The sequence below is a fragment of the Flavobacterium cheonhonense genome, from assembly GCF_035671315.1.
Lineage (GTDB): Bacteria > Bacteroidota > Bacteroidia > Flavobacteriales > Flavobacteriaceae > Flavobacterium > Flavobacterium cheonhonense.
Genome location: NZ_JAXAVY010000001.1, coordinates 1,064,775 through 1,090,850 on the forward strand (window position 1 = coordinate 1,064,775; position 26,076 = coordinate 1,090,850).

The window sequence follows — 26,076 nt, forward strand, 5'->3', positions numbered from 1 at the left end:
TTACCAAAACAAGGTGTATAATGCAGCCAATAGCGATAGGATAACCAACATGCCTACGGTAAAACTCGGCGACATGCGGAACATGGTTTTGTCTACTTCGAGACCATTCGGTTTTAGGCCTTTTTTGTTTTCATAAATACTGATAAAGTACATCCCGATAACGCAAAGTGCAAATACAAATCCCATACGATCGATAAACGGAATTTCGTAAACGCCATCTGCATTCGGAACTGCAAATCCCATAGGATGCAAGAAAGACAAATCGATTACCGCCGGCATGAACTTGAATAAAATCGACATAATGAATCCGCCTATGGTAGCAAATAAAGCCGCATTGGAAGTTGTTTTCTTCCAAAAGAAGCCAAGGATAAACATCGCGAAAACACCCGGACTGACAAAACCTGTATATTCTTGTATGTATTGAAATCCGCCTTTTTTGTCAATCCCTAAAAACGGAGCCACAACTACAGCAATAATCATAGCGGTTATGATGGTTAATTTCCCAATGTTGACCAATTTCTTTTCATCGGCTATTACATTGATTTTCTCTTTATAAATGTCTAGAGTGAATATGGTGGCAATACTATTGGCCTTGCCGGCTAAAGAGGCCACAATGGCCGCCGTTAAAGCGGCAAAAGACAATCCTTTTAAACCAACGGGTAATAAGTTTAATAAAATAGGATAGGCGCGGTCAGGATTTACACTACCATCTTGTAGCATTTCGGTTTGAAAATGGCCGTTTTGGTATAAAACATAAGCGGCAATTCCTGGTAAAACAACGATTACAGGCATTAATAACTTTAAGAAAGCCGCGAATAAAATGCCGCCGCGAGCTGTTTTTAAATCGGCGCCCAAAGCTCTTTGCGTGATGTATTGGTTGCATCCCCAATAATTCAGATTAATGATTAACATACCACCAATTAATACCGACAAACCGGGTAAATCCATATAATTCGGATTTGAAGTGTCGAAGATCATGTGGAAATGGTCATCAGCTTTCTCTCGCATCAAGTTAAACCCGCTGATGACACCTTCGGAACCGAATTCGGCAGCTACCAAGTTCAACGCCAAATAAGTGGTTACCAATCCGCCTAATATCAGAAAGAAGACTTGAATGACATCTGTATAACCAATTACTTTCATGCCGCCCAATGTAATCATCACGGCGAAAAAAGCTAAAAACACCATACAAAAAGTAATGTTCAATCCCGAAATACTGCTAATGGCCAAAGCACCTAAATACAGTATGGAAGTTAGGTTTACCAATACGTAAAGCAACAACCAAAACACTGCCATAATCATTGCTACATCACTGTTATACCGCTTTTTTAGGTATTGAGGCATGGTGAAAATTTTGTTTTTCAAATATACCGGCATAAAGAATATGGCAACAATTACTAAAGTGGCCGCCGCCATCCATTCGTAAGTGGCAATAGCCAATCCCATTTTGAAACCGCTGCCACTCATGCCGATGAATTGTTCGGCACTAATGTTACTGGCAATCAACGATGCGCCAATCGCCCACCAAGTCAGCGAGCCTTCTGCCAGAAAATAGTCGTTACTACTGGTTTGTGCTTTCTTTTTGCGGTTGTAAATCCAAAAGCCGTAGCCGACAATAATGACGAAATACGCGAAGAAAACGATGTAATCTTGGGTGGCTAAAGTTTGCATGCTAAGTGGTTTTAGTTTTATAATGTTGGTTAGGTAAGTCTCTTAAAATTTTGGCACTCTGTTCCGGAGCAATATCACGTTGCGCTTCGCCTAGCATTTCGTAGCCGACCATGAATTTTTTTACAGTAGCGCTTCGCAACAAAGGCGGATAAAAATGCATGTGAAAATGCCATTCGGGGTGCGCTACTCGGTCGGTTGGTGCTTGATGAATGCCGGAAGAATAGGGGAAAGAAGTTTCAAAAAGATTATCGTATTTTACGGTGATGTCTTTGATGATTTCGGCAAATGCTTTGGTTTCTTCCTGCGTCATAGCAATGATGTTGCTGAAATGTCTTTTAGAGATGATCATGGTTTCATAAGGCCAAGTTGCCCAAAACGGTACTAAAACTACAAAATGTTCATTCTCTAAAACGAGGCGTTCTTGTTGTTTTAATTCTTGCTCCAGATAGTCTTTAAGCAAACTGGTTTTGTTTTTTTCGTAATAAGCACGCAGGTTTTTTTGGGTTTTTTCGATTTGGGTTGGCAATGACGATTGCGCCCAAATTTGACCGTGCGGATGCGGATTGCTGCAACCCATTACACTGCCTTTATTTTCGAAGATCTGAACGTAGTTGATGAAATCGTGACTGCCCAATTCGAGGTATTGGGCTTTCCAGGTTTGGACAACTTTTTCGATGGCTTCGACTTCCATTTCGGGTAAAGTGAGGTTGTGTTTGGGTGAAAAGCAAACTACTTTGTTGATGCCGCGTTCCGGTTTTAATTGGAAGAGTGATTGTTCTTTGCTTTCAAAATTAACTTCAGTGCTGAGCAAGGCCGAAAAGTCGTTTTCAAACACATAGCAATCGCTATAATCGGGATTTTTTTCACCGTTGGCCCGCGTGTTTCCGGCGCATAAGTAGCAATTTGCATCGTGTGCCGGTCGGTTGTCTTCGGGAAGGGTTTCTCTTTGACCTTGCCAAGGTCTTTTGGCGCGATGAGGCGAAACCAAGATCCATTCGTCGAGTAACGGATTGTATCTTCTGTGTGGGTGTTCGTTATGGTTGAATTGTTGCATGTTGTTTTTGTTTGCGTTAGGGATTGCAGTCTCGTCTTTGGACGAGACGGAAAGCCCGACCCCTTTCGGCAGGCTCAAGGCAGGCCGAGGGGTAACGCCCTATTTAATTTTTATACTCTGTTGTGCCTTTTGAAATTTTAACTTTATACGCTTTTAATTCGATGCCAAATTGACTACGGTATGCTGTTGAAATGCGCTCTATTAAGGCTTTTTCGGTTCCTTTTTCGACCAAATTAATGGAACAACCGCCAAAGCCACCGCCCATCATTCGTGCTCCTAAAACCGATTTTTCTTGTTGCACGGCATCGACTAAAAAGTCAATTTCCGCACAACTGACCTCGTAATCTTTAGACAATCCGTGATGGGTTTCAGTCATTAAGGCGCCTAATTTTTTGAAATCGGAAATGTTCAAGGCCATGGCAGCATCTTGAACCCTTTGGATTTCTTTTACCACAAACAAACAGCGTTTGAAAATGGTATCGCTTAACTGGTCTTTGAGGTCAGTAACCATTTTTTCATTACAGTCACGGAAAGTTTTGATTTCCGGATGAAAGTGTTTAAGGATGTCTAATCCTTTTTCTACCTCTTGTCTTCGGTCGTTGTAACCCGAAGTCAAATGCGTGTGTTTTACATTGCTGTCTAATAAAAGTAGCGAATATTTTTTGAAATCGGCTTTGTAGTAATTGTATTCCAAAGAGTTACAATCGAGTTTGATGACACTGTTTTTTTTGCCGAAAACCGAGGCAAATTGGTCCATGATACCACAATTAACCCCAACGAAAGTATGTTCCGATTGTTGTCCGATAAGCGCTATGTCTTGTTTGGTTAAGCCTAAGTCGAATATTTTATTCATGGCATAAGCAATGCCGCATTCTAATGCCGCAGAAGAGGATAATCCTGCTCCCATGGGAATAGTACTGCTGAAAACGATAGAACAACCTTGATTTAGGCCTTTGGCTTTAAGTTGGTGCAGCACGCCTAAAATGTAGTTCACCCACATTTGATTTACCGGTTTTAGGTCGTCGGTTACCTTAAATTGATAGGCTTCGTTTAGGTCTTGGGCAATAAGGGTAAAGGCCGCATCATTGTTTTTAGAGACAGCAAAGCAAACATATTTGTTAATGGCTGCAGGCATTACAAAACCATCATTGTAATCAACGTGTTCCCCAATGATGTTAATTCTTCCCGGTGAAAGGAAAAGGTAATCGGGTGATTTTTGAAATACTTTTTTAAAGTGTTCCGTAGTATGTTGGACGAGTTTTTTCTTCATTATCGCGTTTGAATCGTGGCGGATGCCGAAATTAATCCGTTAGACTTGGCTTCTAAGGTTAGGGTTCCCGGTGTTTTTCCGGACAGAATAATTACTTGGCATTTGCCGTTGAAAGCACTGCGTTGCCAAGCGCCTTCTGCACATTTGTCGGGTTCGTGAGAACTTGGATCTCCATTACCTACGCCAATGATTTTTGCGTCGCCGGATAAATGAAATTTTACCATATTATCGGCAACCGGTACTTCTCGGCCTTTATCGTCTACAATGGATACGTTACAAACGGTGGTATCTTTGCCATCTGCGATGAGGATAGTTTTATCAGTGGTTAACATAACTTTATAGGGTGTTCCTGTGGTTTCTGTTTTTGAAGTGATTTTTTTGCCTTTTTTGTAACCGATAGCTTCGAGCGTACCCGGTTCGTAGTTTACTTGCCATTTGAGGTGGCTGTTTCTTGGCATGACTTTTTTGCCCAAGGTTTTTCCGTTTAAGAAAAGCTCTACTTCCTCGGCATTGGAATTGACCCAAACTTCTATAGGTTGGCCTACTTTTTCCGGCCAGTTCCAATGAGGGGAAATGTGCAAAACATCTTTATCAGTCCACCAACTCTGGTAGTAGTAGTAAATATTTTTCGGGAAGCCACACACATCCATAATGCCGAAATGGGAGCTAATGTTAGGCCATTTGTAGGGCGTAGGTTCGCCGCGATAATCGAATCCGGTCCAAACAAATCCGCCGAGCCAATAGTTGTTTTCGGCTGCGAGTTTCCACCAGGTTTCCGCCTTACTTGCCCACCACGGATGGGTAATGTCTTGGTCGGGGACATATGCTCTGATTGTATCTTTTTCGTAGATGCCGCGGGTGGTTACGGTGCTTCCCATTTCGGTTCCCAAAAGAGGTTGGTTCGGGTGGTCTTTGTGGTAATCGGCTACAGCGTATTCACGGTAATTGAAACCGCGAATCGGGATGACCTCGTTAACACCTTTAAAATCATTCGCCATATCAGCTGCATAGGTGCTGGTTCGGGTTGGATCTAATTCTTTTTGGACAGCCAATAGCGTTTGTGCAATTCTTTTGCCGTAGTCGTTGCCTTGGATGTTTTGTTCTTCGTTACCAATAGACCATAAAAACACGGAAGCATGGTTTCTGTCGCGTTTGATTAGTCGTTTGAATTGGTCGATATATTCCGGGCTACTATTGAGCAAACGTTGTTCATCGACGACTAACATACCTAAGCTGTCGCAGGCTTCTAATAATTCCGGAGTTGGGGCGTTATGACTCGCTCTGTAAGCATTACAGCCTAATTCTTTTAGCAATTTTACGCGGTAATACTGCAGGTAATCGGGAAGGGCACTCCCAATTCCGGCGTGGTCTTGATGGTTGTTAGTACCTTGAATTTTGAGGTGTTTTCCGTTTAAAAAGAAACCTTCATTGGCATCAAATCTCACATTTTTGATACCAAATCGGGTTTTAGTTTGATGTACAATTTGGTTGTCTGATTTTACAACGGTAATGACTTTGTACAAATAAGGATCATCCACAGACCATAAACGCACATTGCTCAGGTTTACTTTCTGTTTTAGGGTAACCTCTTTTCGGATGCCTAAGTTGATTTTTTGTTCCGAAGTCTTGGTCAGTATTTTCCCGTTTCTATCGGTTATATAACTGTAAACGATGCCATCGGAGTTTCTTAAGTAGTTGTTTTGAACAGTAGTTTCAATAGTAGTTTCAATAGTAGTTACTGCATTTTTGCCTTTGATTTCTGAATGCACAAAAATGCCGTCTTCCGGGATAAAAACTTTGTTAGTGATATTTAACCAAACGTGACGGTAGATGCCGGCACCTTCGTAAAACCAACCTTCGGCTTGGGTGGCATCAACGCGAATAACGATTACATTATCGCCTTCAAAATTCATGAAATCGGTCACATCATAAGTATTGCCCAGATAGCCGCTAAAATTGGTGCCGACATAAAAGCCGTTAATCCAAATGGCTGCATTTCTGTAAATGCCGTCAAATTGCAGTTCGAAACGCTTGTCTTTGTCTTTTTTATCGATGGAAAAATGTTTTCTATACCAACCGATGCTGGTTTCCGGATAAGCACTGCCAACCGGTTTGTAGCCGTGCGTATCCATTTCATGCGTAGTAGATTTTACAAATGGCAATTCGACGACCCAATCGTGTGGCACATTGATTTTACGCCAAGTGGTGTCGATGAATTTAGGGTTGACTACCGTAGTTTCAAACACATTGGATTTGTGGAAGAGTAGTTTATTGCCATAATCAAAGTCTTTGTCCGGATTGGCTGCGTGGCCAAAATGGAATCTCCAGTCGTCATCAAGACTGATTCTTTGCTGAGCTGAGGTTATAAAACTCAGTGCCAAAAATAAGGCGGTGAGGTATTGTTTTTGAAAGTTTTTCATTGCGATTAATTTTCTTTGAAAGCGTTCAATGCCGGAGAAGGTTTACCATCGGCTTGCCAAGCACTTAGCGCGTAATGACTCCAGCTTCTGGCGCCTTGTGGTTCCCAGTAAAGTACACCGATTCCTTTGTTGTTAGGAACATTTTTAACGGCTTTGATGGTAGCCGTCAATAATTCGTGCGTGTTTTGCACTTTATCGTCTTCGCCGCCCACTTCCACTATCATCACTTCTTTTCCATAACGTTGTGCCATGTCGTTTAGGTTAAATTGTAAATCGGCTATGGTTTCGGTGTAGTCTTTTTTAATCCAATACGGATAATAAGATAGGCCAATCACATCGTATCTTACTTTTTGGGCTGTGGCATTATCAAAGAAGGTTCGGAACTTTTCATTATTGTTTCCTTCGTCAACGTGTACGATGACTTTGATGTTTTTATCTACTGCTTTTACAGCATCGTAACCTTTGTTTAATAACTGTCCGAGTTGCGGCCAATTATCGGTGCTACCTTCCGGCCATAGCATACCGCCCGGGATTTCGTTGCCTACTTGAACCCATTCCGGAGTAACTCCGGCTACCTTTAGTGCATTGATGACGTCAAAAGTATGGTTGTATACGTCATTCAATAGTTCGGCAAAGGAATGTTTTTCCCACGCTTTGGGTTTGAATTGTTTGGCAGGGTCTGCCCAAGAATCAGAGTAATGGAAGTTAATCATGATACGAAATCCCATTTTTTGAGCGCGCAATGCCATGGCTATGGTTTCCTCTTTGCTGCAATGACCACTGGCTTTGTCATCGGACGGATTGACCCAAACTCTCAAACGAATCGAGTTCATGCCTAAATCTTTCAGTAATTGCAAACAATCTGTTTCTTTACCGTTGTTGTTATAGAATTTGTATCCGGTGGCTTCCATCTGCGGTAGCCAGCCTATATCGGCGCCTTTGGCAAAAGCAATTTCTTTATGCTGCGCAAAAAGGACATTCGATAGTGCTAAAACAACTAGAATCAATAGATTTTTCAGCATAATTATTCGGCATTAAAGACTTCCAAAGCCGGAAGAGAGTTGTTGTTAAAATCCCATAACGCTTGATTCTCCCAAGAAGAGCCATTGGTTGATGTTGGTCCTCTAAACGCAACCCATTCACTACCCCAATAGCAAAAACCTAAACCGTAATTGCTTTGCGTGACAGTGTTTTTAATGGTGGAAAGAAATCCTTTTTGGCCGGTTGGCGTGGCTTGAAAAGCCGGTAGTATTTGGCTTGGTAAACCTATGATGTTGTTGGTGTAATCGTTGTAATCAAAAGTAAAAGGATAAGCGGTCTCGGCGATGATTACTTTTTTATTGTACAATTGTCCCAAACTGTTAATTGTATTTTGAAGTGTTACCAAGCTGGTACCGTGCCATATCGGGTAATAGGAAAGACCGATGTAATCGTAATCGATGTTGGCTACTTTGCTGAAAAACCAATCAGAACCGGATAAACCTCCATGGTGTAACATGATTTTTGCTGTTGTTGATTTGCTTCTGATGGCAGTACTGGCGGCAGCAACGAGCTCTAAATATTGAGTTTCATTAGTAGAAAGTTTCCCTTCCGGCCAAAGCATACCGTCGTTGGTTTCGTTTCCGATTTGGATGATATCGGGATTGATTTCGGTCATGACTAAATTGGTGTAATCAGTAACAGCCGTTTTTAAACTGCTGAAAGTTAAGCTTTGCCAAGCCGCAGGTTTGGTTTGATGTGCCGGATCGGCCCAAGTATCTGAATAATGCACTGTTAACCAAACTTTTAAGCCAGCGGCTTTAACTCTTTGGGCAAAGGTTTTTACTTCTGCCATGCCCGAATGCCCATCGGATGGGTTTTGCCATAAGCGAATTCTGATAGCGTTACAACCGGCATTTTTGAGGGTTGTAATTGGATCTTGATTGACACCGTTGTGTTTGTAAACGGTACCTTCACTTTCAATTAAAGGAAGATAAGACATGTCAGCACCTCTGATAAAAACATCATTATCAACCGGTGGTTGCGGTTCTGAGTTATTGTCGGAGGAACAAGAAAAAAAGGAAATGGATAATAGTACAAATAATAACTTTTTCATGGCAATTGATTTTCAAATTTGAATATAGTTTGATGAGTGTAACACTCGTCTTTTTTTAAAATGGCGTTTGGAAAATGACTGTGGTTGGGTGCGTCAGGAAAGTTTTGAGTTTCAAAACAAATCCCGCTGGTAGTATGATAATCGGCATTTTCTTTGCCTTTTATTTGACCAAAACAGTTGCCGCCGACGTAAACGTGAACAGCAGGTTGGTTGGTCGTGACAGTCATTTTTATTTTTGATTTTTCACCGTATAATGATGCTGCTTTACTATCGTTTAATACAAAAGTGTTGTCAATAATTGACGGACAATCTTTGGCTGTTGAAAAATCGTAATCATGATTTTTTAAAGGGATAAACTTACCTGTCGGGATTAATTCTTCTGTAGTTTCCAGTATCTGGTCGGCATTAATCGTAACTTTTTGATGGTTGATGTTTTCCAGATGTCCATTTAAATTAAAGTAACTGTGTTGTGTGAGGTTAACAACAGTATCTTCGGTTGATTTTGCTGAAAAGTCAACTATTAATTCATTTTCGTCAGTCAGGGTATAAGTTACGCTTATGGTTAACGTTCCCGGGAAATTTTCTTCATTGTGACAGCTCAAATATTCTAAAGTAATGGATTGGTTTTTATCTGAAGGAATGCGTTTTATTGTCCATACTTTTTGACTGAAACCGCTTTCGCCACCATGAATTTGATGCGTATTGTGGTTTTGGGTCAATTGGATTTTTTCGCCGTTTAAAATAAATGAAGCTTTGTTTATCCTGCCTGCGTATCTGCCAACTACGGCTCCCAAATAAGGTGCGCTCGGTAAATCGAACGATTTGATGTAGTCTTCCAGTTTGTCGAATCCCAAAACCACATCGGTTTTTAGGCCATTTGAATTCGGGATTTTGATGGATGTTATGGTGGCGCCGTAATTAATTACACTCACTTCCATACCCTGTTTATTGGCTAAAGTGTAGCAAAACACCTCTTGATTCTCGGGTGTCAACCCGAAGAATTTCCCATTTAGACCCAGGTAATTTTGTGAAATGTGGTTTTTAAGCATGGTTTTTTTATCAATCTTATAACGAAAGTATGATTTAATCTTTTGTATCCATACCACTACCTACCGGTTTTTTTGTACCTTACCACCAGTTAATTGCACAAGCATGAAAATCATCACCATAAATAACCAATCTGCGCAACCCAAATACAAACAAATCGTGTTGTCGGTTGAGATGGCTATAGCCGAAAAGCGATTGAAAAGAGAAGACAAGTTGCCGTCGGTAAATAAAGTTAGTTTGGAGTTTTCTATTTCGCGTGATACGGTTTTATTGGCTTATGAGGAATTGAAAAAGCGTGGCATTATTTACGCTGTTTTAGGTAAAGGCTATTATGTTAAGAGTGTTGAGTTTACTTTGGAACAAAGAATATTTCTCTTGTTCGATGAGTTGAATACCTTTAAAGAAGATTTGTACAATTCATTTCTTTCTCATGTGAACAAGAACTTTCAAATTGATATTTTCTTTCATCATTTTAATTTGGAGATGTTTAAGAAACTGGTTGACGAAAGCAAAGGGAATTATTCGAAATTTATCCTTATGCCGTCCAATTTGGAAATTCCAGGTGATGTTGTTGCATCATTGCCTTTAAATGATACTTATGTTTTAGACCAAACCAATGAATTGTTCAAGGGATTTCCTGCCGTTTATCAAGACTTTGTGACGGATATGTATGATGCGTTGACTTTAGGATTGGAAAAGATAAAGCAATATTCCGAGTTGATTTTGATTTTTCCGGGAGAGAAAGAACCGGTCGGAATGGTTAATGGCTTTGTAAAGTTTTGTTTAGAAAATGATTGCGCTCACCAAGTAGTTTCGTCATTTGAAAGCGATGCTATTCGGAAAGGGAGTTTGTTTATCATTCCTAATGACCGCCATTTAGTGAATGTGATAGAGCAGGCGAAACTTCAAAATTTAGTATTAGGGCTTGATTACGGCATCATATCCTACAACGATACTCCGTTAAAAAAAGTAGTAGAAAACGGCATTACAACCATTTCAACTGATTTTAAAGCAATGGGTAGAATACTGGCGAACATGATTAACACCAATTCGAAGTTGCGTGTTAAAAACAACGCTACACTAATTTTAAGAAACTCTCTCTAAAGCGATTATAGGGCTGTGGTTTTTTTAAGATCGGCTATGGTTTGTGTTGGGTTTTGTGCGCCAAAAACATAACTGCCGGCTACCAAAACGTCAGCACCGGCTTGGACTAATTGTTTGGCATTTTTATCGGTCACGCCGCCGTCTATTTCAATTAGAGTAGAAGCGCCTTTGCGGATAATTAATTCCTTGAGTTTTTCCACTTTTGAATAAGTGTTTTCAATATAAGATTGTCCGCCGAAACCCGGGTTAACACTCATAACGCAAACCAAGTCAATATCTTTAATTACATCTTCCAACAAACTTACGTTGGTATGCGGATTTAATGCTACGCCGGCTTTCATGCCTTCGGCTTTGATGGCTTGTAAGGTTCGGTGTAAATGAGTGCAAGCTTCATAATGAACGGTCAATATATTAGCTCCTAGAGCGGCAAAAGTTTTGATGTATCGATCAGGGTCAACAATCATCAAATGCACATCTATCGTTTTTTTTGCGTGTTTGGTAATGGCTTGTAAAACCGGCATACCGAAAGAAATATTGGGGACAAAAACGCCGTCCATAATGTCGATGTGGAACCAATCGGCTTCACTAGTGTTGATCATTTCGATGTCGCGTTGCAGGTTGGCAAAATCAGCGGCTAAAACGGATGGAGCAATAAGTGTGTTTTTCATTGAATTCAGTTGTGTGTTGTTGTTGCAAAATTAAGTTTTTAACAGCAAAGTTCGCAAGGTTTTTTTGGTGAAGTTCATTTGGTAAGAATGGGTTGAATTTTAAGAGGGTTTGCGTGAAGGATTGAGGCGGTATCCTTTTTTGAGGAAATGGCACCTCGCCTGCGCTCGTTGTGGCAAAAAAGATAAAGCCGAAAGCCTGACCTGAAAGGGCACGCCAAAAAAATAAAACTCCGGGAACTCGAGCGTAGCGAACAGACTGGAGTTTTATTTGCCGTGAAAAAAATAAAACTCCGGTAATCAGCCGGAGTTTCAATCATCAATCAAAAAACGAACAGTTAATCAGACTGTTGTTGCGGTTGTTGGGATTATCCCAAGTATGTTTTTAAAATTTTACTTCTGGAAGTATGTTTTAATCTTCGGATTGCTTTTTCTTTAATTTGACGAACACGCTCACGGGTTAAATCGAAGGTTTCTCCGATTTCTTCCAAGGTCATTGGGTGTTGGTCACCTAAACCGAAATATAAACGTACTACATCGGCTTCACGCGGTGTTAAAGTTTCCAAAGATCTTTCGATTTCGGTGCGTAAAGACTCGTGAATCAATTCGCGGTCCGGATTTGGAGATTCGCCTGAACGCAATACGTCGTATAGGTTTGAATCTTCACCTTCCACTAAAGGTGCGTCCATGGATAAATGACGTCCTGAGTTTTTCATAGACTCTTTTACGTCGTTAACCGTCATGTCTAGCTCTTTAGCAATTTCTTCCGCTGAAGGCGCACGTTCGTTAGATTGTTCTAACAAAGCGTACATTTTGTTGATTTTATTGATAGAACCGATTTTGTTCAAAGGCAAACGAACGATACGAGATTGTTCGGCCAAAGCTTGAAGAATGGATTGGCGAATCCACCAAACGGCATAAGAAATGAATTTAAATCCACGGGTTTCGTCAAAACGTTGAGCGGCTTTGATCAATCCTAAATTTCCTTCGTTGATCAAATCGGGTAGGGTTAACCCTTGGTTTTGGTATTGTTTAGCCACGGAAACTACGAAACGTAGGTTGGCTTTGGTCAATTTCTCTAAGGCTCTTTGGTCTCCGGCTTTGATGCGTTGTGCTAATTCCACTTCTTCATCAGCCGTGATCAAATCCACTTTTCCGATTTCTTGTAGGTACTTGTCTAAGGATGCGGTTTCACGATTGGTAACCTGCTTGGTGATTTTGAGCTGTCTCATTTATGTTCTCCTTTTCTTTAAAGTGTTCGGGTGGTTGTACGTAAGGAGGAGTCAAAAAGTTACAAAAAAAGTAAAAAAAATAAAAATCCCGATTCAAACTAATGAATCGGGATTTTTTATGAATTAATATTTGAATTGGATTAACCCTTTGGAGCGTCTTTTTTATCTTCTCTAGGAGGACGATTTTCGTCTCTTGGCGGTCTTGGTAAAAGCGCTTTTTTAGACACTTTTTCTTTGCGGGTTTTAGGGTCAACACCTAAGTATTTTACCATAAACACATCGCCCATTTTTACCACGTCAGCAACGTTTTCAGTTCTTTCCCAAGCCAATTCGGATACGTGTAATAATACTTCGTTTCCTGGTGCTGCAGTATATTCTACCACGGCTCCAAAGTCAAGCATTTTAATTACTTTCACCTCGTAAGCTTCGCCAACTTCAGGTTTGAAGATGATAGAATCTATTTTGGCTAATACAGCTGCAATTCCGTCCGGATCTGTTCCTAAAATTTCCACTACACCTTGTTCGTCTACTTCGTTGATTACTATAGTAGTTCCGGTAGCTTTTTGTAATTCTTGAATCACTTTTCCGCCCGGTCCGATTAAGGCACCGATGAAGTTACCCGGAATGGTTCTCATGATGATTTTCGGAGCGTGTTTCTTAACGTCAGGTCTTGGTGTGGCAATGGTTTCTACCAATTTGCCTAAGATGTGCATACGACCGTCACGAGCTTGGTTTAAAGCTTGTTCCATGATGTCATAACGCAATCCGTCAATTTTGATGTCCATTTGACAAGCGGTGATACCGTCTTTGGTTCCGGTTACTTTGAAGTCCATGTCACCTAAGTGATCTTCATCTCCTAAGATATCTGACAATACCGCAAATTTCTGACCATCTGTAATCAATCCCATGGCAATTCCGGAAACCGGTTTAATCATTTGAACTCCGGCATCCATCAAGGCCATAGTCCCGGCACATACCGTAGCCATTGAAGAGGAACCGTTAGATTCTAAAACTTCAGATACAATACGGATGGTATAAGGACAATCGGCAGGAATCATATTTTTCAAAGCTCTTTGAGCTAAGTTTCCGTGACCTACTTCTCTACGCGAAGTTCCTCTTAAAGGTTTGGCTTCACCGGTTGAGAATGGTGGGAAATTATAGTGTAAATAGAATTTTTCTTCACCTTGTTCAGATGGCGAGTCGATTTGGTTGGCTTCTCTTGAAGTTCCCAAAGTTACCGTTGCCAAGGCTTGTGTTTCTCCACGAGTAAACAATGATGAACCATGCACTGATGGTAAGTAATCCGTTTCACACCAAATAGGTCTGATTTCGGTTGTTTTTCTACCGTCTAAACGGATACCTTTTTCAAGGATTACGTTACGAACAGCTTCTTTATTGGTTTTGTAAAAATATTTACCAACCAGTCCGGCTAAGTCAGCGTTTTCAGCGTATTCTTCATCTGTAAATAAGGCTTTACACTCTTCTTTAACTGCTGCAAATTTTTCGCCTCTTTCGCTTTTTCCAGAAGCTTCTTGTGCAATCGCATAACATTTGTCATAAGCGGCTGCTTTTACTTTGGCATAAACTGCTTCGTCTTCCGGTTCTCCTTCGTAAGTACGAATTTCTTTTTTACCGAAAGCTTCTTGCAATCTTAATTGAGCTTGGATTTGAACTTTGATAGCTTCGTGAGCAAACTTGATAGCTTCTACCATTTCTGCTTCTGAGATTTCTTTCATCTCACCTTCTACCATCGCCACTGAATCTAAAGAAGCGCCAATCATCATATCGATATCAGATAATTCCAATTGTGCTCTGCTTGGGTTGATGATAAATTTTCCGTCTACACGGGCTACGCGTACTTCAGAAATTAAGTTGTAGAAAGGAATGTCGGAAACAGCTAAGGCAGCAGAAGCGGCTAAACCGGCTAAAGCATCCGGCATTACGTTTTCGTCATGCGACATTAATTGAATCATTACCTGAGTTTCAGCATGGTAATCATTCGGGAATAACGGACGCAATACACGGTCTACTAAACGCATGGTTAATACTTCGCTGTCACTTGGACGGGCTTCTCTTTTGAAAAAACCTCCCGGAAAACGTCCTGCGGCGGCAAATTTTTCACGGTAATCTACCGTTAACGGTAAAAAATCAACACCAGGGTTTGAAGTTCTGGCAGATACGGCTGTGGCTAAAAGCATACAGTCGCCTAATCTAACAACAACAGAACCGTCTGCTTGTTTGGCTAATTTACCGGTTTCGATTAAGATGGTTCTCCCATCTCCCAAATCGATTGTTTCTTGGGTTACTTTTGGAATCATAAAAATTAATTCGTTTAAACAATTAGGTTAGTTGTGTTGTAGTTGTTGTAGTAGTTGTTTGTAACCCAATGAAAAACCGAAACTTTTCTTTTATTTTTAAAACAAAAAGAGGCGCGCAAGCACCTCTTTAGATATGTATTATTTTCTAATACCTAATTCTTTGATAATCTCACGATATCTGTTGATATCTTTTTTCTTCAAGTAATCTAAAAGACTTCTTCTTTTACCTACTAAAAGAACTAGAGAGCGCTCAGTGTTGTAATCGTGACGATTTTTTTTCAAGTGCTCAGTTAAGTGAGAGATTCTAAATGTGAACAACGCGATTTGCCCTTCAGCAGATCCGGTGTTTTCAGCTTTTCCTCCGTGTTTAGCGAAGATTTCAGCTTTTGTTTCTTTACTTAAATACATTCCAATATTTATTTAAATGATTATTATGTATGAATTAAGACTTTCTCAATTCGTGTGCAAAGGTAGAAATAATTGTGAATAGTGAAATATAAATTGTAAATTATTTTTAAAATAATTTCGCAACTTCCTCATTTACAAACTCTAAAAATCGTTCGTCAGCTTCTGTGAAAGGATCGAGTACATGACTGTCGATGTCGATTTGACCAATGTTGACTCCATTTACAAATAAAGGAACCACAATTTCTGATTTCACGGTAAAACTACAAGCAATGTAATTGTCTTGGGCTGCCACATCAGGTACTACGAAGTTGGCATTAGATTCGGCTACCTGACCGCAAATGCCTTTCCCAAACGGAATTACAGTATGATCGGTCTCAGCACCAACATAAGGGCCAAGATGTAAGGTTCTGTTTTCATGATTGGCAAAATAAAAACCAACCCAATTGTAATAGGAAATATTGTCGGACAAATATTGACATAAGTTTTTAAGCTTTACTTCTCTCTCAGTATTGGCTTCCGTAAGCAGGGCGGTTACTTGAGGTTTTAAATTTTCTAAATTCATTTTTTCCAATTTTTATGCAAAAGTAACGACTGCGCTTTTTTAAATTTATATAAATTTGTTAAAAAATCAGTCTTGAAGAATCTGCTGCAGCAATACCGTCCTTTTTTACTTTTTCTGGGAAAATTTTTGCTGACCTATTTAGTGCTTACCGTATTGTATCAGTCGTATTTAAATCGATTTGATTCAGCTGCCAATCAGGTAGATTCTTTTACTCAAATGGTAGCCAATCAAACGCAAACGCTGTTGACTCTTTTTGATAACGATGCTCAAATCGAATCTCATCCGACAGAGCCAAGCTTGAAAATCATTTATAACGGTAAGTATGTTTCCCGTATCATTGAAGGTTGTAATGCCTTAAGTGTGATGATTTTGTTTGTTTCTTTTGTAGTGGCCTTTACCGGAAGATGGAAACAAACGCTGTTGTTTATTCTTTTTGGTTTGCTACTGATACATCTTTTAAATATATCCCGAATTGCTTTGCTAAGTGTGGCTTTATGTCATTACCCTGAGCAAGAACAGCTGTTGCACGCCGTGATTTTTCCGTTCATTATTTACGGTGTTGTTTTTTTACTTTGGGTGATTTGGGTCAATAAATTTTCATTACATGCTAACAAAAATCCTTCAAAATAAACAACAACTCCTTTGGATTGTTATCTTGGTTTTACTTTTGGTTGGTATTCGTTTTTTTGAAGACCAATTGTTTTACGACCCATTTTTGGCGTATTTCAAAAGCGAATATGCGCACACCAAGTTACCGCAGTACAATGTTTTTAAACTGTTTTTTAGTTTGGGTATGCGATTTTATCTCAATACAGTTTTATCGCTTTTCTTGTTGTATGTGATTTTCAAAGACACTAAAATGGTCAAGTTTTCTATACTGCTCTACATGATTTTGGGGTCTATATTGTTAATCAGCTTTTTGTTTGTGTTGAATTTTTTCGGAGAAGAAAACAAATTGGCCCTTTTTTATCTTCGTCGATTTTTAATCCAACCGATATTCATCTTGCTTTTCATTCCGGCTTTTTATTATCAAAAGCAAGTCAAGCGGTAAGCTATTTTTCGTAACTTTACGATAATTCCGCCAATACCAATGACCATGAAAATTGTAAAGCATTCGGGTAGTATAGTCGATTTTAATCGAGACAAGCTTAAAAGCTCATTGCTTAAATCGGGTGCCGATAAGAAAGTAGTGGAAGACGTTTTGCAAGTGATTGAAAAACAAGTCTACGATGGTATTTCTACTAAGAAAATCTACAAATTAGCTTTTAACTTACTAAAAAAATCCTCTCATTCCCATGCCGCGCGTTACAATTTAAGGGCGGCGTTGCAATTGTTAGGTCCGGCCGGGTTTTTCTTTGAAAAATACATTGCCAGATTATTTATATCCGAAGGTTATTTGGCGCAAACCAATCTTTTTTTATCCGGCAAATGTGTCGGACACGAAGTTGATATTGCCATCATGAAAAACAATTACATCGAAATGGTCGAATGTAAGTTTCATGCCAAAAGCGAAACCAATTCGGATGTGAAAGTGCCCATGTACATTTTGTCGCGATTCAACGATTTGAAAGATAGGAATCATTTAATTTTTACCGAAAAAGATAAAATATCCGGCTGTTGGATAGTGACCAATAATCGCTTTACCGCCGATGCGATGACTTTTGCCCATTGTTCGGGTTTGCAATTGCTGAGTTGGGATTATCCGAAAGAGTTCAGTTTGCAAAAAAGAATAGACGAAGGGCAGTTGTATCCCATCACTTGTTTGACGACGCTGACTTTGGCTGAAAAAGACAAATTGTTGGTTCAAGATGTGATTCTCGCAAGCGAAATTATAAACAACACTGAAGTTTTGGAGCAAATTGGTTTGAGTGCCAACCGTGTAAAAAATGTGATCAAAGAAGCTTCCGAACTTTGTAAATACCTTTAAAATGAAAGTCCAATTTTTAGGCGGTGCCGGAACGGTAACCGGTTCCAAAACGTTAATCGAAAGCAATGGTGTCCGAATTTTAGTTGATTGTGGTCAATTCCAAGGGATAAAATCCTTGCGCGAACTCAATTGGGAACCATTGCCGATTTTGCCCAACACCATCGACTTTGTCCTGCTTACTCACGGTCATCTAGACCATTGTGGCTGGTTGCCCAGATTGGTCAATCAAGGGTTTGAAGGTAAAATTTATTGCACGAGTCCTACTAAAGACATCACCAAACTGATACTCTTGGACAGCGCCAAAATCCAGGAAGAGGAAGCCGAAAAAGCTAATAAAGAACATTTTTCCAAACACGAAAAGGCGGAACCGTTGTACAATTTGGAGCAAACCGAAAAAGTTTTCCCGCTTTTCAGGGTTGTAAAACCCAATGATGAAGTGCAGCTCGACGCGGAAATTGTTGTGAAGTTCAGCAACGCAGGTCATATCTTGGGCGCTTGTAGTATCGAATTACAATTGGAAAATAAAACCTTGGTTTTCTCCGGTGATATCGGTCAAGACGATGATGTGCTGATGTTCGCCCCTACCAAACCGCAAAAAGCCGATTACATCTTTCTCGAAAGTACGTACGGGAATAAAATTCATCCGCAAGAAGATGTCAAATTATTACTCGAAACTTATATCAATAATACAGTCCAAGCCGGTGGAACGGTTATTATTCCGAGTTTTGCTGTCGAACGCGCTCAAACATTGATGTATCTGCTTTGGCAACTCAAGCAAGAAGAGCGTCTGCCGGACATTCCGTATGTGATAGATACGCCTATGGGTATCAGTGTGCTTGATGTTTTTATGGAAAATCGCTCATGGCACAAACTCTCCGAGCAGCAGTGTGTTGACATGTGTAAAATGTTCACCATGAATTCAGAATATCAGGAAACAGTTGCTACCATTTTCGACCAACAGCCTAAGGTAGTTATTGCTGCGAGTGGTATGATAACCGGCGGAAGAGTATTGAGCTATTTGGAACGCTACATCGGTTTACCTGAAACTACACTGATTATCGTGGGTTACCAAGCCGAGGGCACACGCGGCAGAAAACTATTAGAAGGTGCTACCGAAATCAAAATTTACGGCAAATATTATCCGGTTTTGGCCAAAGTTTTGGAGATAGAAGGGTTGTCGGCTCATGGCGATCAAAATGATTTGCTTCATTGGCTGTCAGCACTCCAAAACAAACCGAAGAAAGTTTTTTTGGTTCACGGTGAGAATGAACCCAGCGATGCACTTCGTATTAAAATACAAGAGCAATACGGATATGAAACTACCGTGCCAATGTTGGGACAATCTTTTGATTTGTAATATTTAAGACGTTATTAAGGTTTTCAAAAACTAATATTATTAACTTTGTGGCATGAAATTTAAAAAGCACATAAGTATACTAACCGCTTTGCTGATATTGGTTTCCAATTCAGGCTTAGCTTTTAGTGTGCATTATTGCGAAGGTAAAATTGCTTCAATTTCCTCCGTTTTTTCTAAAGAGGAAGTTTGTGATATGCCGGTTGTGGTTGAAAAAACCTGTTGTGCTAAAGAAGTAGTCACTCATAAAGACTGTTGCTCTGACAAGAAAGTCGATTTGAAAAATAAAACCGAGAAAATCATCATCAAAACGATTTCACTCGATTTTGAACCGGCTTATTTTTCAGAATACAAAAACCAAGTTTTTGGAGTAGCCATTACTCCTGAATATGTAGACGAAAAAGTGGCTTTTTATTGCGATTCTCATGCGCCGCCGCTTTACCAACTCTATTGTCAATACACCTTTTACGCCTGATTTGATTTTAATTCCGAACAGATTCTAATACCATAGAATCGGCTTATCAGAATTAATTTTAAATCACAATTTATGAAAACACCATTGTTATTCCTGACGATGTTGTGTGCTGCCGTAAGTTTTTCTCAAGAAACAATCAAACAAGATTCTTTGAAAACAGTCACGGTAGAAGGCAGCCGAAAAGGAATAAAAAAATCACTCAATGTTACGGCCAATACTACATTGGTTACCAGTAAAGAATTACTCAAAGCGGCTTGCTGTAACTTGGCCGAAAGCTTTGAAACCAATCCGTCGATAGACGTTAATTTTTCCGATGCATTAACCGGAACCAAGCAAATCAAAATGCTTGGATTAACCAGCCCGTATATCCTTATAACAGAAGAAAATGTGCCTTCAGTTCGTGGTGCTTCACAGGCTTACGGAATGTCGTTTACACCCGGAACTTGGGTAGAAAGCATCCAAATTACCAAAGGAGCAGGAAGTGTAGTGAATGGCTTCGAAAGCATTTCGGGGCAAATCAATACCGAATTAATTAAACCCATAGGCGATATTCCTTTATTTGTAAATGCTTATGGCGATAGCGGAAGTCGTTTCGAGTTGAATACCCATTTCAATAAAAAAGTATCCGATAAATGGGCTACAAGTTTGTTCGTTCACGGTAATGCTCGTGTAGCAAAAAACGATATGAACGATGACGGTTTTATGGATAATCCGTTAGGAAAGCAATTGAATGTGGTGAATCGTTGGCAATATGCTAACCCCGAATCGGGTTGGGTTTCGTTTTTGAATGTTCGTTATATGAATGATGAAAAACAAACCGGTCAACTTGATTTTAATCCCGACAGAGATAAACTGACTACCAATTTTTGGGGTTCTGAAATCAATACCGAACGCTTGGATTTCAGTTCCAAAGTAGGCTATGTTTTCAAGGATATGCCTTACCAAAGTATCGGTTTTCAAAACGCTTTCAGTAACCATAACCAGCAATCGTATTTCGGATTGAATCAATACAACATCAAACAACAAAGCTATTATTCCAACTTGATTTTCAACTCGATTATCAGCAATACGATGCACAAGTTTGCTACGGGTTTGAACTTTACCTATGATAAATATGCCGAGTTTGTGAATTTAGCCGATGTGAGCAGAATTGACAACTCCGTTGGTGCTTTCTTCGAGTATACTTTTGATGATAACGACAAGTTTAGTTACATTTTAGGTGGAAGAATGGACTATCACAATAGGTTAGGGGTCTTTTTTACACCGCGATTGCATGTGAAATACAACCCGTGGGAAAAGGCTGTTTTGCGTTTTTCTGCCGGACGTGGAAAGCGTGCCGCCAATATTTTTGCGGAAAACCAAAACCTTTTTGCCAGTTCTCGAGTGTTTTCGGTATTAGATACTAACGGAAAAATTTACGGATTGGACGCTGAAATTGCTTGGAATTACGGTTTGAGTTTTACCCAAAACTTTATGTTTTTCGGAATGAAAGCCGATACCACTATCGATTTTTACCGAACCGATTTTCAGAACCAAGCCGTAGTTGATGTCATGAATTCGTCGCAGCAAGTCTTGTTTTACAACTTAGACGGAAAATCTTATGCCAATAGCTTGCAACTCGATTTCAATTTAGAAATCATCAAGCATTTGAATCTAAGAACAGCTTACAAGTATTACGATATTGCTACCGACTATATTTCCGGTAGTTTTCAACGACCATTACAAGCCAAACACCGTTTCTTTGGAAATGTGGAATATGCTACTCATATAGTTGAAAAGGGCAAGCAATGGAAATTTGATTTCACTTGGAATTGGTTGGGCAAACAACAATTGCCAAATACTGCAACGAATCCGCATCACGATCGTTTGCCTAATTTTTCGCCTTCATTTTCTACCATGAATGCTCAAATTACCCGAACTTTTTCGAGCACTTTTGAAATATATGTTGGTGGAGAAAATATTGGGAATTATACTCAACACAAAGCAGTTTTAGGCGCTGAAAATCCATTTGGACCAACATTTGACACTTCAATAGTTTATGCGCCGGTTTTCGGACAAATGTATTATGCCGGATTGAGATTTAAAATCAAGTAATAAAAATAATAACAAACAATTTAAAATGAATATCATGAAAAATATTGTAATCGGTTTGCTTTTAATGCTCGTAAGTTTTACAGCTCAAGCACAGGAAAAGAAAAGTAAAAATGCAAAGTATAACATTGAAGTTAACGGTAATTGCGAAATGTGTAAAAAACGAATTGAGAAAGCTGCTTTTTCAGTTTCGGGAGTAAAAAGTGCGGAGTGGCACATAGATGACCACCAATTGCATTTGATCATTAACGAAGAAAAATGTTTGTTAATTGATGTAAAGAAAGCCATAGCTAAGGTTGGTCATGATACTGATGAGGTTAAAGCGACCGATGAAGATTACGAAAAGCTCCACGGTTGTTGTATGTATGAAAGAAAGTAAATTTGAAACTCCTTCCAACGAAGGAGTTTTTTATTGCTATTTTTACTAAAAAAAATGAAAAGATTATACACTATTTTGGCAGTTGGTTGTTTTGCTTTTGGTTTTTCTCAAGCGTTGAAGCAAGATCAAAGGGTTTGGATGGCCTATGTTGGTCAGTACAAAGCTTCTCCTAAATGGGGTTACCACATGGAGGCGCAGTTTAGGATGGACAATCAGTTGGAGCAAAACATGCAAAACTTATTCAGAGTTGGTGTGGTATATCATTTCTCCGAGTCAAAAAATATTACTGCCGGTTATGCATTGGTCAATACCTATAGTGCAGCGGCTGATGATTATTTTAAGGAAAACAGGTTGTGGGAACAATACCAAATGACTACTAAATGGTCCAAGGATATTTTAATTAATCGGTTTCGATTGGAGCAACGCTGGGTAGAACAATCCGGAATTTCAGAGTTTGGACAAACGGTATCGGAAACTGCATATCAGAACAGGTTTCGCATATTGAATCGCTTTTTATGGCATTTGACAACCCTAAAATCTGAAAAAGAACAGCTTTATGTGGTGGTGCAAAATGAGCTGTTTGCAACACTCGGAAAGAATAAAGTGAATTCTAAAGGCATCGATCAAAATCGTTTCTTAGTGGGATTCGGACTCAACTACAACAATACCATCCGTTTGGAATTGGGTTATATGAATCATTACATCACTTCATCCTCCGCATCGGATTTGATGAATCATACTGTCTCGATTTCGTTATTTCATAATATCGTGTTATAAAAAGTTTAAAGTGGTCGCTATCCCGAAAAATATCCTTAATTTCACGCTCGAATTTTCACCCTTAATTTGTTAGTTCATGAGTGATTTTGATTGGATGCAATTGCTGAATCCTGAGTTTTATATTACCATGTCGCTGGGCGGCGTTAGAGTTGGCCTTTGGATAGTATTGTTTATTGTGTTTGCCGAAACCGGTTTGTTTGCCGGCTTCTTTTTACCGGGAGATAGTTTGTTGTTTTTGGCCGGAATTTACAGTCGAGATTTAATTGAGAATTTTACCATTATAGAAAGTGATGTCTTAAATGTAACACTATTAGCAGTTTTGGTTGCTGTAGCCGGAATCATTGGTAATATGGTTGGCTATTGGTTTGGCGCCAAAAGTGGTTACTATTTGTATAAAAAAGAAGATAGTTTTTGGTGGAAGAAAAAATACCTAATCCAATCCAAAGACTTCTTTGAACGTTACGGAGGTAAAGCGATTATTTTTGCTCGTTTTTTACCGGTAGTAAGAACGTTTGCGCCCATAGTTGCCGGGATTGTGACTATGGATAAAAAGAAGTTTATGTTCTACAATATTGTGAGTTCTTTTTTGTGGTCGTTCACTTTAATCTTTGCCGGACATTATTTGTACGGTATGTTTTTAGAAGAGTTTGATATCGATTTAAAACACCATATAGAGAAAATTGTGATCCTTATTATTTTGATTTCAACTTTCCCGGTTTTCCTTAAAATGATCAAGAAAACACCAAATACAGAATCGGAATTATAAAAAAAGCCTCAAGAAATTGAGGCTTTTTTTATTTCATTTCCAGGATAACTTCGTCGTGTATTAATTTGCCTTCCGGGGTAATACCTTCAATAATAACTTTTACTTCGGGTTTGTTATAATCCGTTATTCGGAACAAAAACTGTCCTTCGTCATTTGCGCGGATTAGTGATTTCCATTCGATTAAACCATAATAGTCAAAACCAGTATTGTTTGTGCTTTTATAGTCAGCATTCTTAAAACTAGGATAGATTGAGAATGCTTCTTTTATCAAAACATTGTTAGGATCGGCTTTGATATAGCCGGGTTTGATATTCTTTTTAGTGTATGCTCTGATAATCCCGGTGTGATTTTGCATTCCGGGTACTAATGCATTCGAACTAAGGTATATTTCGTCAAAGTCAGACATGCGCATGGTGGTAAATTCAAATTGAGTCATCAAGGCTCTACCGTCAACAACGATAAGAGGTGTTGGTCGTTGGGCATTAATAGTGTTGTTGACCCTGCTGTAAATGGTAGCCTCGCCAAATCGTCTTTCTACGATAAATCCGTTCCGCTCTATAAAGCTCAGTAAGTCTATGTATTCCATTTTTTCATCTACTTTATAGCCGTTTAAAAAACTGTTGCCAATTACTCTTTGGTAGGTTAGTTTTTTTTCAATTTTAACCTCTTCGAGTTGAATGGCTTCTGAAGCAAATTTGGGAAGCTCTAAATCAGTACTTAATTTTTCTGCCGTAATTTCTTTGCATTGAACAGTAGGTTTGAATGCCTTATAAAAAGGTTTTTTTCGATTAAGTAATTGGTAGTTGATTTTGCCTTCGACACTTTCAAAATTTGGTAATTTTAAAACGCTCATGGCTAGCGAAGTAGAATCTGTTAAGATTAAATTTTCAAATAAATATTCGCCTTTATCATTCACTTCAGTCGACTTGATAATTTGGTCTTTGAAAGAAACTATTTTGACTTTATGATCAGTTTTGTTTTTAATATTCGGACTAATAGTCCCTTTTAGGCTCAATCCGATATCGAAACTGAAATTGGTAGCAGGCTTTGATGATTTGATGTTTTCCCAATTGTATTTGGGATGTGTTTGGTTCATTAAGAACAAATCTAACTCGTAGTTGGTAATCCTTTTGGGTTGTAGCAAATAATAATTAGCATTAATTAAAGGTTCTGATATGTATGGGTTAATACTCAAACCGGCTACGATGGAATAGTTTTCGGCTGTTGATTTGGTATCGGTAGGAAGAACACTAATACTTAAGTTGGTGTTTGCTGTAGCGGCATATCCGACAAATTCTAATTGATCTGCTTTTCGACCATTCTTGGTTATCACTATGGGTGCTTCTTTTTTGGGAGCATTGTACAACGTTCTGTTCGCCCATTCTTTCTGATTGTTATCAATTATTCGAATAGTATTAATGCCTCCAAATAAATCAGTATTTTGAAGCAAAATGGTTTGCTCCAGGGCATTTTTATTAATTTCTAAGTCATATATAAACTGTTTATTGTCTTGATGTACAACTAAATAGGCTTTTTTATCTTTGAATATAGACATAGTGGCCAGGTTCGTTTTAATTTTAATAATGGTTTTTCCTTCCATAGAAAAATTGTTGACTTCCAAGCCAAAACCGATACCATTTTTATCGGTAAAAGTTTTTGTGATGCTTTTGTTTTGATAAGTCACGCTTACGTTATTGAAATCATCATCGGGAGTAACCTCGAATTTACCCAAGCCTGAAGCATTTAAACGGACTGTTTTGAGGGTTTCACCTTTGGAATTTTGTATGATGGCTTCGAGATTGTCTGGAGCATTATTTCGGCAATCTTTTACGCGAATCCCAATAGTATTTTTGATGCCGTTGATGAAATTTCCTCCTTCAGGATGGAGCGTTATGTCTAATGACTCTTGATCGATTTTGTTGTAGTTTTTGATGCCTTCTTGCGGATTGATGATGTTTATTTTAAAGATTGACGACTCATCTTCGCTGAAATTATTCATCCAGTTAGTGTAGACTTGAATGTAGTATAATCCGGAGTGTAATTTGGGGTTTAAATCAATGACTCCGGAAAAGGTGCCGTTATAAGCATAAACTAATTTTTCGGTAACTACAGTTCCTGCTTCATCATATAAAACAACATAAACATTGGTAGTAAAAAATGCTTTTTTAGTTTTTCGGTTGATGACATATCCTTGGAGCCAAATTTTTTCATTAGTCAGAAAAGTTGATTTGTCTAAATGCAGGTGAATGGCTTCTCTTTCCAGGAAGAAGTAATTTTCTAAAGCAGCTACAATTTTGTCTCGGTTTTCATCAGGAGTTTCTTGGGCGTTTAGTAGACTGGTCGTAACTAATAGTACAATAAGAAAAATAGTTTTAAACATAAGAAAGCGATTACGATAACCAAAAATATAAAATTTTATTTACAATAATAAATAAAAAAAACGCCTTGATTTCTCAAGACG

23 protein-coding genes are annotated in these 26,076 nt (G+C 39.0%); 10 read left to right on the forward strand and 13 right to left on the reverse strand.

Features of this window, described 5'->3' with window-relative positions; genetic code table 11:
- From SK086_RS04685 to SK086_RS04715, 7 genes are all read right to left on the reverse strand, one after another.
- Positions 1–1,671, reverse strand: a complete 1,671-nt coding sequence (locus SK086_RS04685) for a sodium/sugar symporter (RefSeq protein WP_324690132.1) — start codon at positions 1,669–1,671, stop codon at positions 1–3.
- A 1-nt stretch (position 1,672) separates the two neighbouring features.
- Entirely contained in the window at positions 1,673–2,725 is a 1,053-nt protein-coding gene (locus SK086_RS04690) for a UDP-glucose--hexose-1-phosphate uridylyltransferase (protein WP_324690134.1), read from the reverse strand.
- 103 nt (positions 2,726–2,828) lie between these two features.
- Positions 2,829–3,995, reverse strand: a complete 1,167-nt coding sequence (gene galK / locus SK086_RS04695; RefSeq protein ID WP_324690136.1) for a galactokinase — start codon at positions 3,993–3,995, stop codon at positions 2,829–2,831.
- Complete coding sequence (gene galA, locus SK086_RS04700) at positions 3,995–6,415, reverse strand: beta-galactosidase GalA (protein ID WP_324690137.1); 2,421 nt, start codon at positions 6,413–6,415, stop codon at positions 3,995–3,997. Before galA ends, galK begins: the two co-directional genes overlap by 1 nt.
- Positions 6,416–6,420: 5 nt before the next feature.
- The gene (locus SK086_RS04705) at positions 6,421–7,437 is read right to left on the reverse strand and encodes a glycoside hydrolase family 53 protein (protein ID WP_324690139.1); all 1,017 of its coding nucleotides are present in this window, start codon (positions 7,435–7,437) and stop codon (positions 6,421–6,423) included.
- A gap of 2 nt (positions 7,438–7,439) precedes the next feature.
- The gene (locus SK086_RS04710; protein WP_324690141.1) at positions 7,440–8,510 is read right to left on the reverse strand and encodes a glycoside hydrolase family 53 protein; all 1,071 of its coding nucleotides are present in this window, start codon (positions 8,508–8,510) and stop codon (positions 7,440–7,442) included.
- Entirely contained in the window at positions 8,507–9,559 is a 1,053-nt protein-coding gene (locus SK086_RS04715) for an aldose epimerase family protein (protein ID WP_324690143.1), read from the reverse strand. The genes SK086_RS04710 and SK086_RS04715 overlap by 4 nt, the downstream gene beginning before the upstream one ends.
- 103 nt (positions 9,560–9,662) lie before the next feature.
- Between SK086_RS04715 and SK086_RS04720 the strand changes: the two genes are divergently transcribed.
- Positions 9,663–10,661 carry a GntR family transcriptional regulator gene (locus tag SK086_RS04720; RefSeq protein ID WP_324690145.1) on the forward strand — a complete coding sequence of 333 codons (999 nt, stop codon included), beginning with the start codon at positions 9,663–9,665 and terminating at the stop codon, positions 10,659–10,661.
- A gap of 5 nt (positions 10,662–10,666) precedes the next feature.
- Here SK086_RS04720 and rpe read toward each other — a convergent pair whose 3' ends face one another.
- The 5 genes from rpe to SK086_RS04745 form a co-directional block, all read right to left on the reverse strand.
- Positions 10,667–11,329: a ribulose-phosphate 3-epimerase gene (gene rpe, locus SK086_RS04725; protein WP_324690146.1), complete on the reverse strand. Its 663-nt coding sequence runs from the start codon at positions 11,327–11,329 to the stop codon at positions 10,667–10,669.
- Between the two features lie 365 nt (positions 11,330–11,694).
- On the reverse strand, positions 11,695–12,558 hold the full coding sequence (locus tag SK086_RS04730; RefSeq protein ID WP_026711939.1) for a sigma-70 family RNA polymerase sigma factor: 864 nt from the start codon (positions 12,556–12,558) through the stop codon (positions 11,695–11,697).
- A gap of 140 nt (positions 12,559–12,698) precedes the next feature.
- A complete protein-coding gene (locus SK086_RS04735; protein WP_324690149.1) occupies positions 12,699–14,876 on the reverse strand; it encodes a polyribonucleotide nucleotidyltransferase in 2,178 nt (725 codons plus the stop codon).
- 138 nt (positions 14,877–15,014) lie between these two features.
- Entirely contained in the window at positions 15,015–15,284 is a 270-nt protein-coding gene (gene rpsO, locus SK086_RS04740) for a 30S ribosomal protein S15 (protein WP_133533524.1), read from the reverse strand.
- A gap of 106 nt (positions 15,285–15,390) precedes the next feature.
- Entirely contained in the window at positions 15,391–15,846 is a 456-nt protein-coding gene (locus tag SK086_RS04745) for a GAF domain-containing protein (protein WP_324690150.1), read from the reverse strand.
- Positions 15,847–15,918: 72 nt separating this feature from the next.
- Between SK086_RS04745 and xrtF the strand changes: the two genes are divergently transcribed.
- The 9 genes from xrtF to SK086_RS04790 all read left to right on the forward strand — a co-directional run bounded on the left by xrtF (position 15,919) and on the right by SK086_RS04790 (position 23,615).
- On the forward strand, positions 15,919–16,476 hold the full coding sequence (gene xrtF, locus SK086_RS04750; RefSeq protein WP_324690152.1) for an exosortase family protein XrtF: 558 nt from the start codon (positions 15,919–15,921) through the stop codon (positions 16,474–16,476).
- The gene (locus SK086_RS04755) at positions 16,451–16,897 is read left to right on the forward strand and encodes an exosortase F system-associated membrane protein (protein ID WP_324690154.1); all 447 of its coding nucleotides are present in this window, start codon (positions 16,451–16,453) and stop codon (positions 16,895–16,897) included. The genes xrtF and SK086_RS04755 overlap by 26 nt, the downstream gene beginning before the upstream one ends.
- A 45-nt stretch (positions 16,898–16,942) precedes the next feature.
- The gene (locus SK086_RS04760) at positions 16,943–17,773 is read left to right on the forward strand and encodes an ATP cone domain-containing protein (protein ID WP_324690156.1); all 831 of its coding nucleotides are present in this window, start codon (positions 16,943–16,945) and stop codon (positions 17,771–17,773) included.
- A 1-nt stretch (position 17,774) separates the two neighbouring features.
- Positions 17,775–19,130, forward strand: coding sequence for an MBL fold metallo-hydrolase (locus SK086_RS04765; RefSeq protein ID WP_324690157.1), 1,356 nt, complete (start codon positions 17,775–17,777; stop codon positions 19,128–19,130).
- Positions 19,131–19,182: 52 nt separating this feature from the next.
- Complete coding sequence (locus tag SK086_RS04770) at positions 19,183–19,602, forward strand: HYC_CC_PP family protein (RefSeq protein ID WP_324690158.1); 420 nt, start codon at positions 19,183–19,185, stop codon at positions 19,600–19,602.
- 72 nt (positions 19,603–19,674) lie between these two features.
- On the forward strand, positions 19,675–21,696 hold the full coding sequence (locus SK086_RS04775; protein ID WP_324690160.1) for a TonB-dependent receptor plug domain-containing protein: 2,022 nt from the start codon (positions 19,675–19,677) through the stop codon (positions 21,694–21,696).
- 34 nt (positions 21,697–21,730) lie between these two features.
- Entirely contained in the window at positions 21,731–22,072 is a 342-nt protein-coding gene (locus SK086_RS04780; protein ID WP_324690161.1) for a heavy-metal-associated domain-containing protein, read from the forward strand.
- Between the two features lie 54 nt (positions 22,073–22,126).
- Positions 22,127–22,849, forward strand: coding sequence for a DUF2490 domain-containing protein (locus SK086_RS04785; protein ID WP_324690163.1), 723 nt, complete (start codon positions 22,127–22,129; stop codon positions 22,847–22,849).
- Between the two features lie 76 nt (positions 22,850–22,925).
- Positions 22,926–23,615 (forward strand): DedA family protein, encoded by a 690-nt coding sequence (locus SK086_RS04790; RefSeq protein ID WP_324690165.1) that lies wholly within the window; start codon positions 22,926–22,928, stop codon positions 23,613–23,615.
- Between the two features lie 28 nt (positions 23,616–23,643).
- Here SK086_RS04790 and SK086_RS04795 read toward each other — a convergent pair whose 3' ends face one another.
- On the reverse strand, positions 23,644–25,995 hold the full coding sequence (locus SK086_RS04795; RefSeq protein WP_324690167.1) for a hypothetical protein: 2,352 nt from the start codon (positions 25,993–25,995) through the stop codon (positions 23,644–23,646).
- Positions 25,996–26,076: the final 81 nt, after the last annotated feature.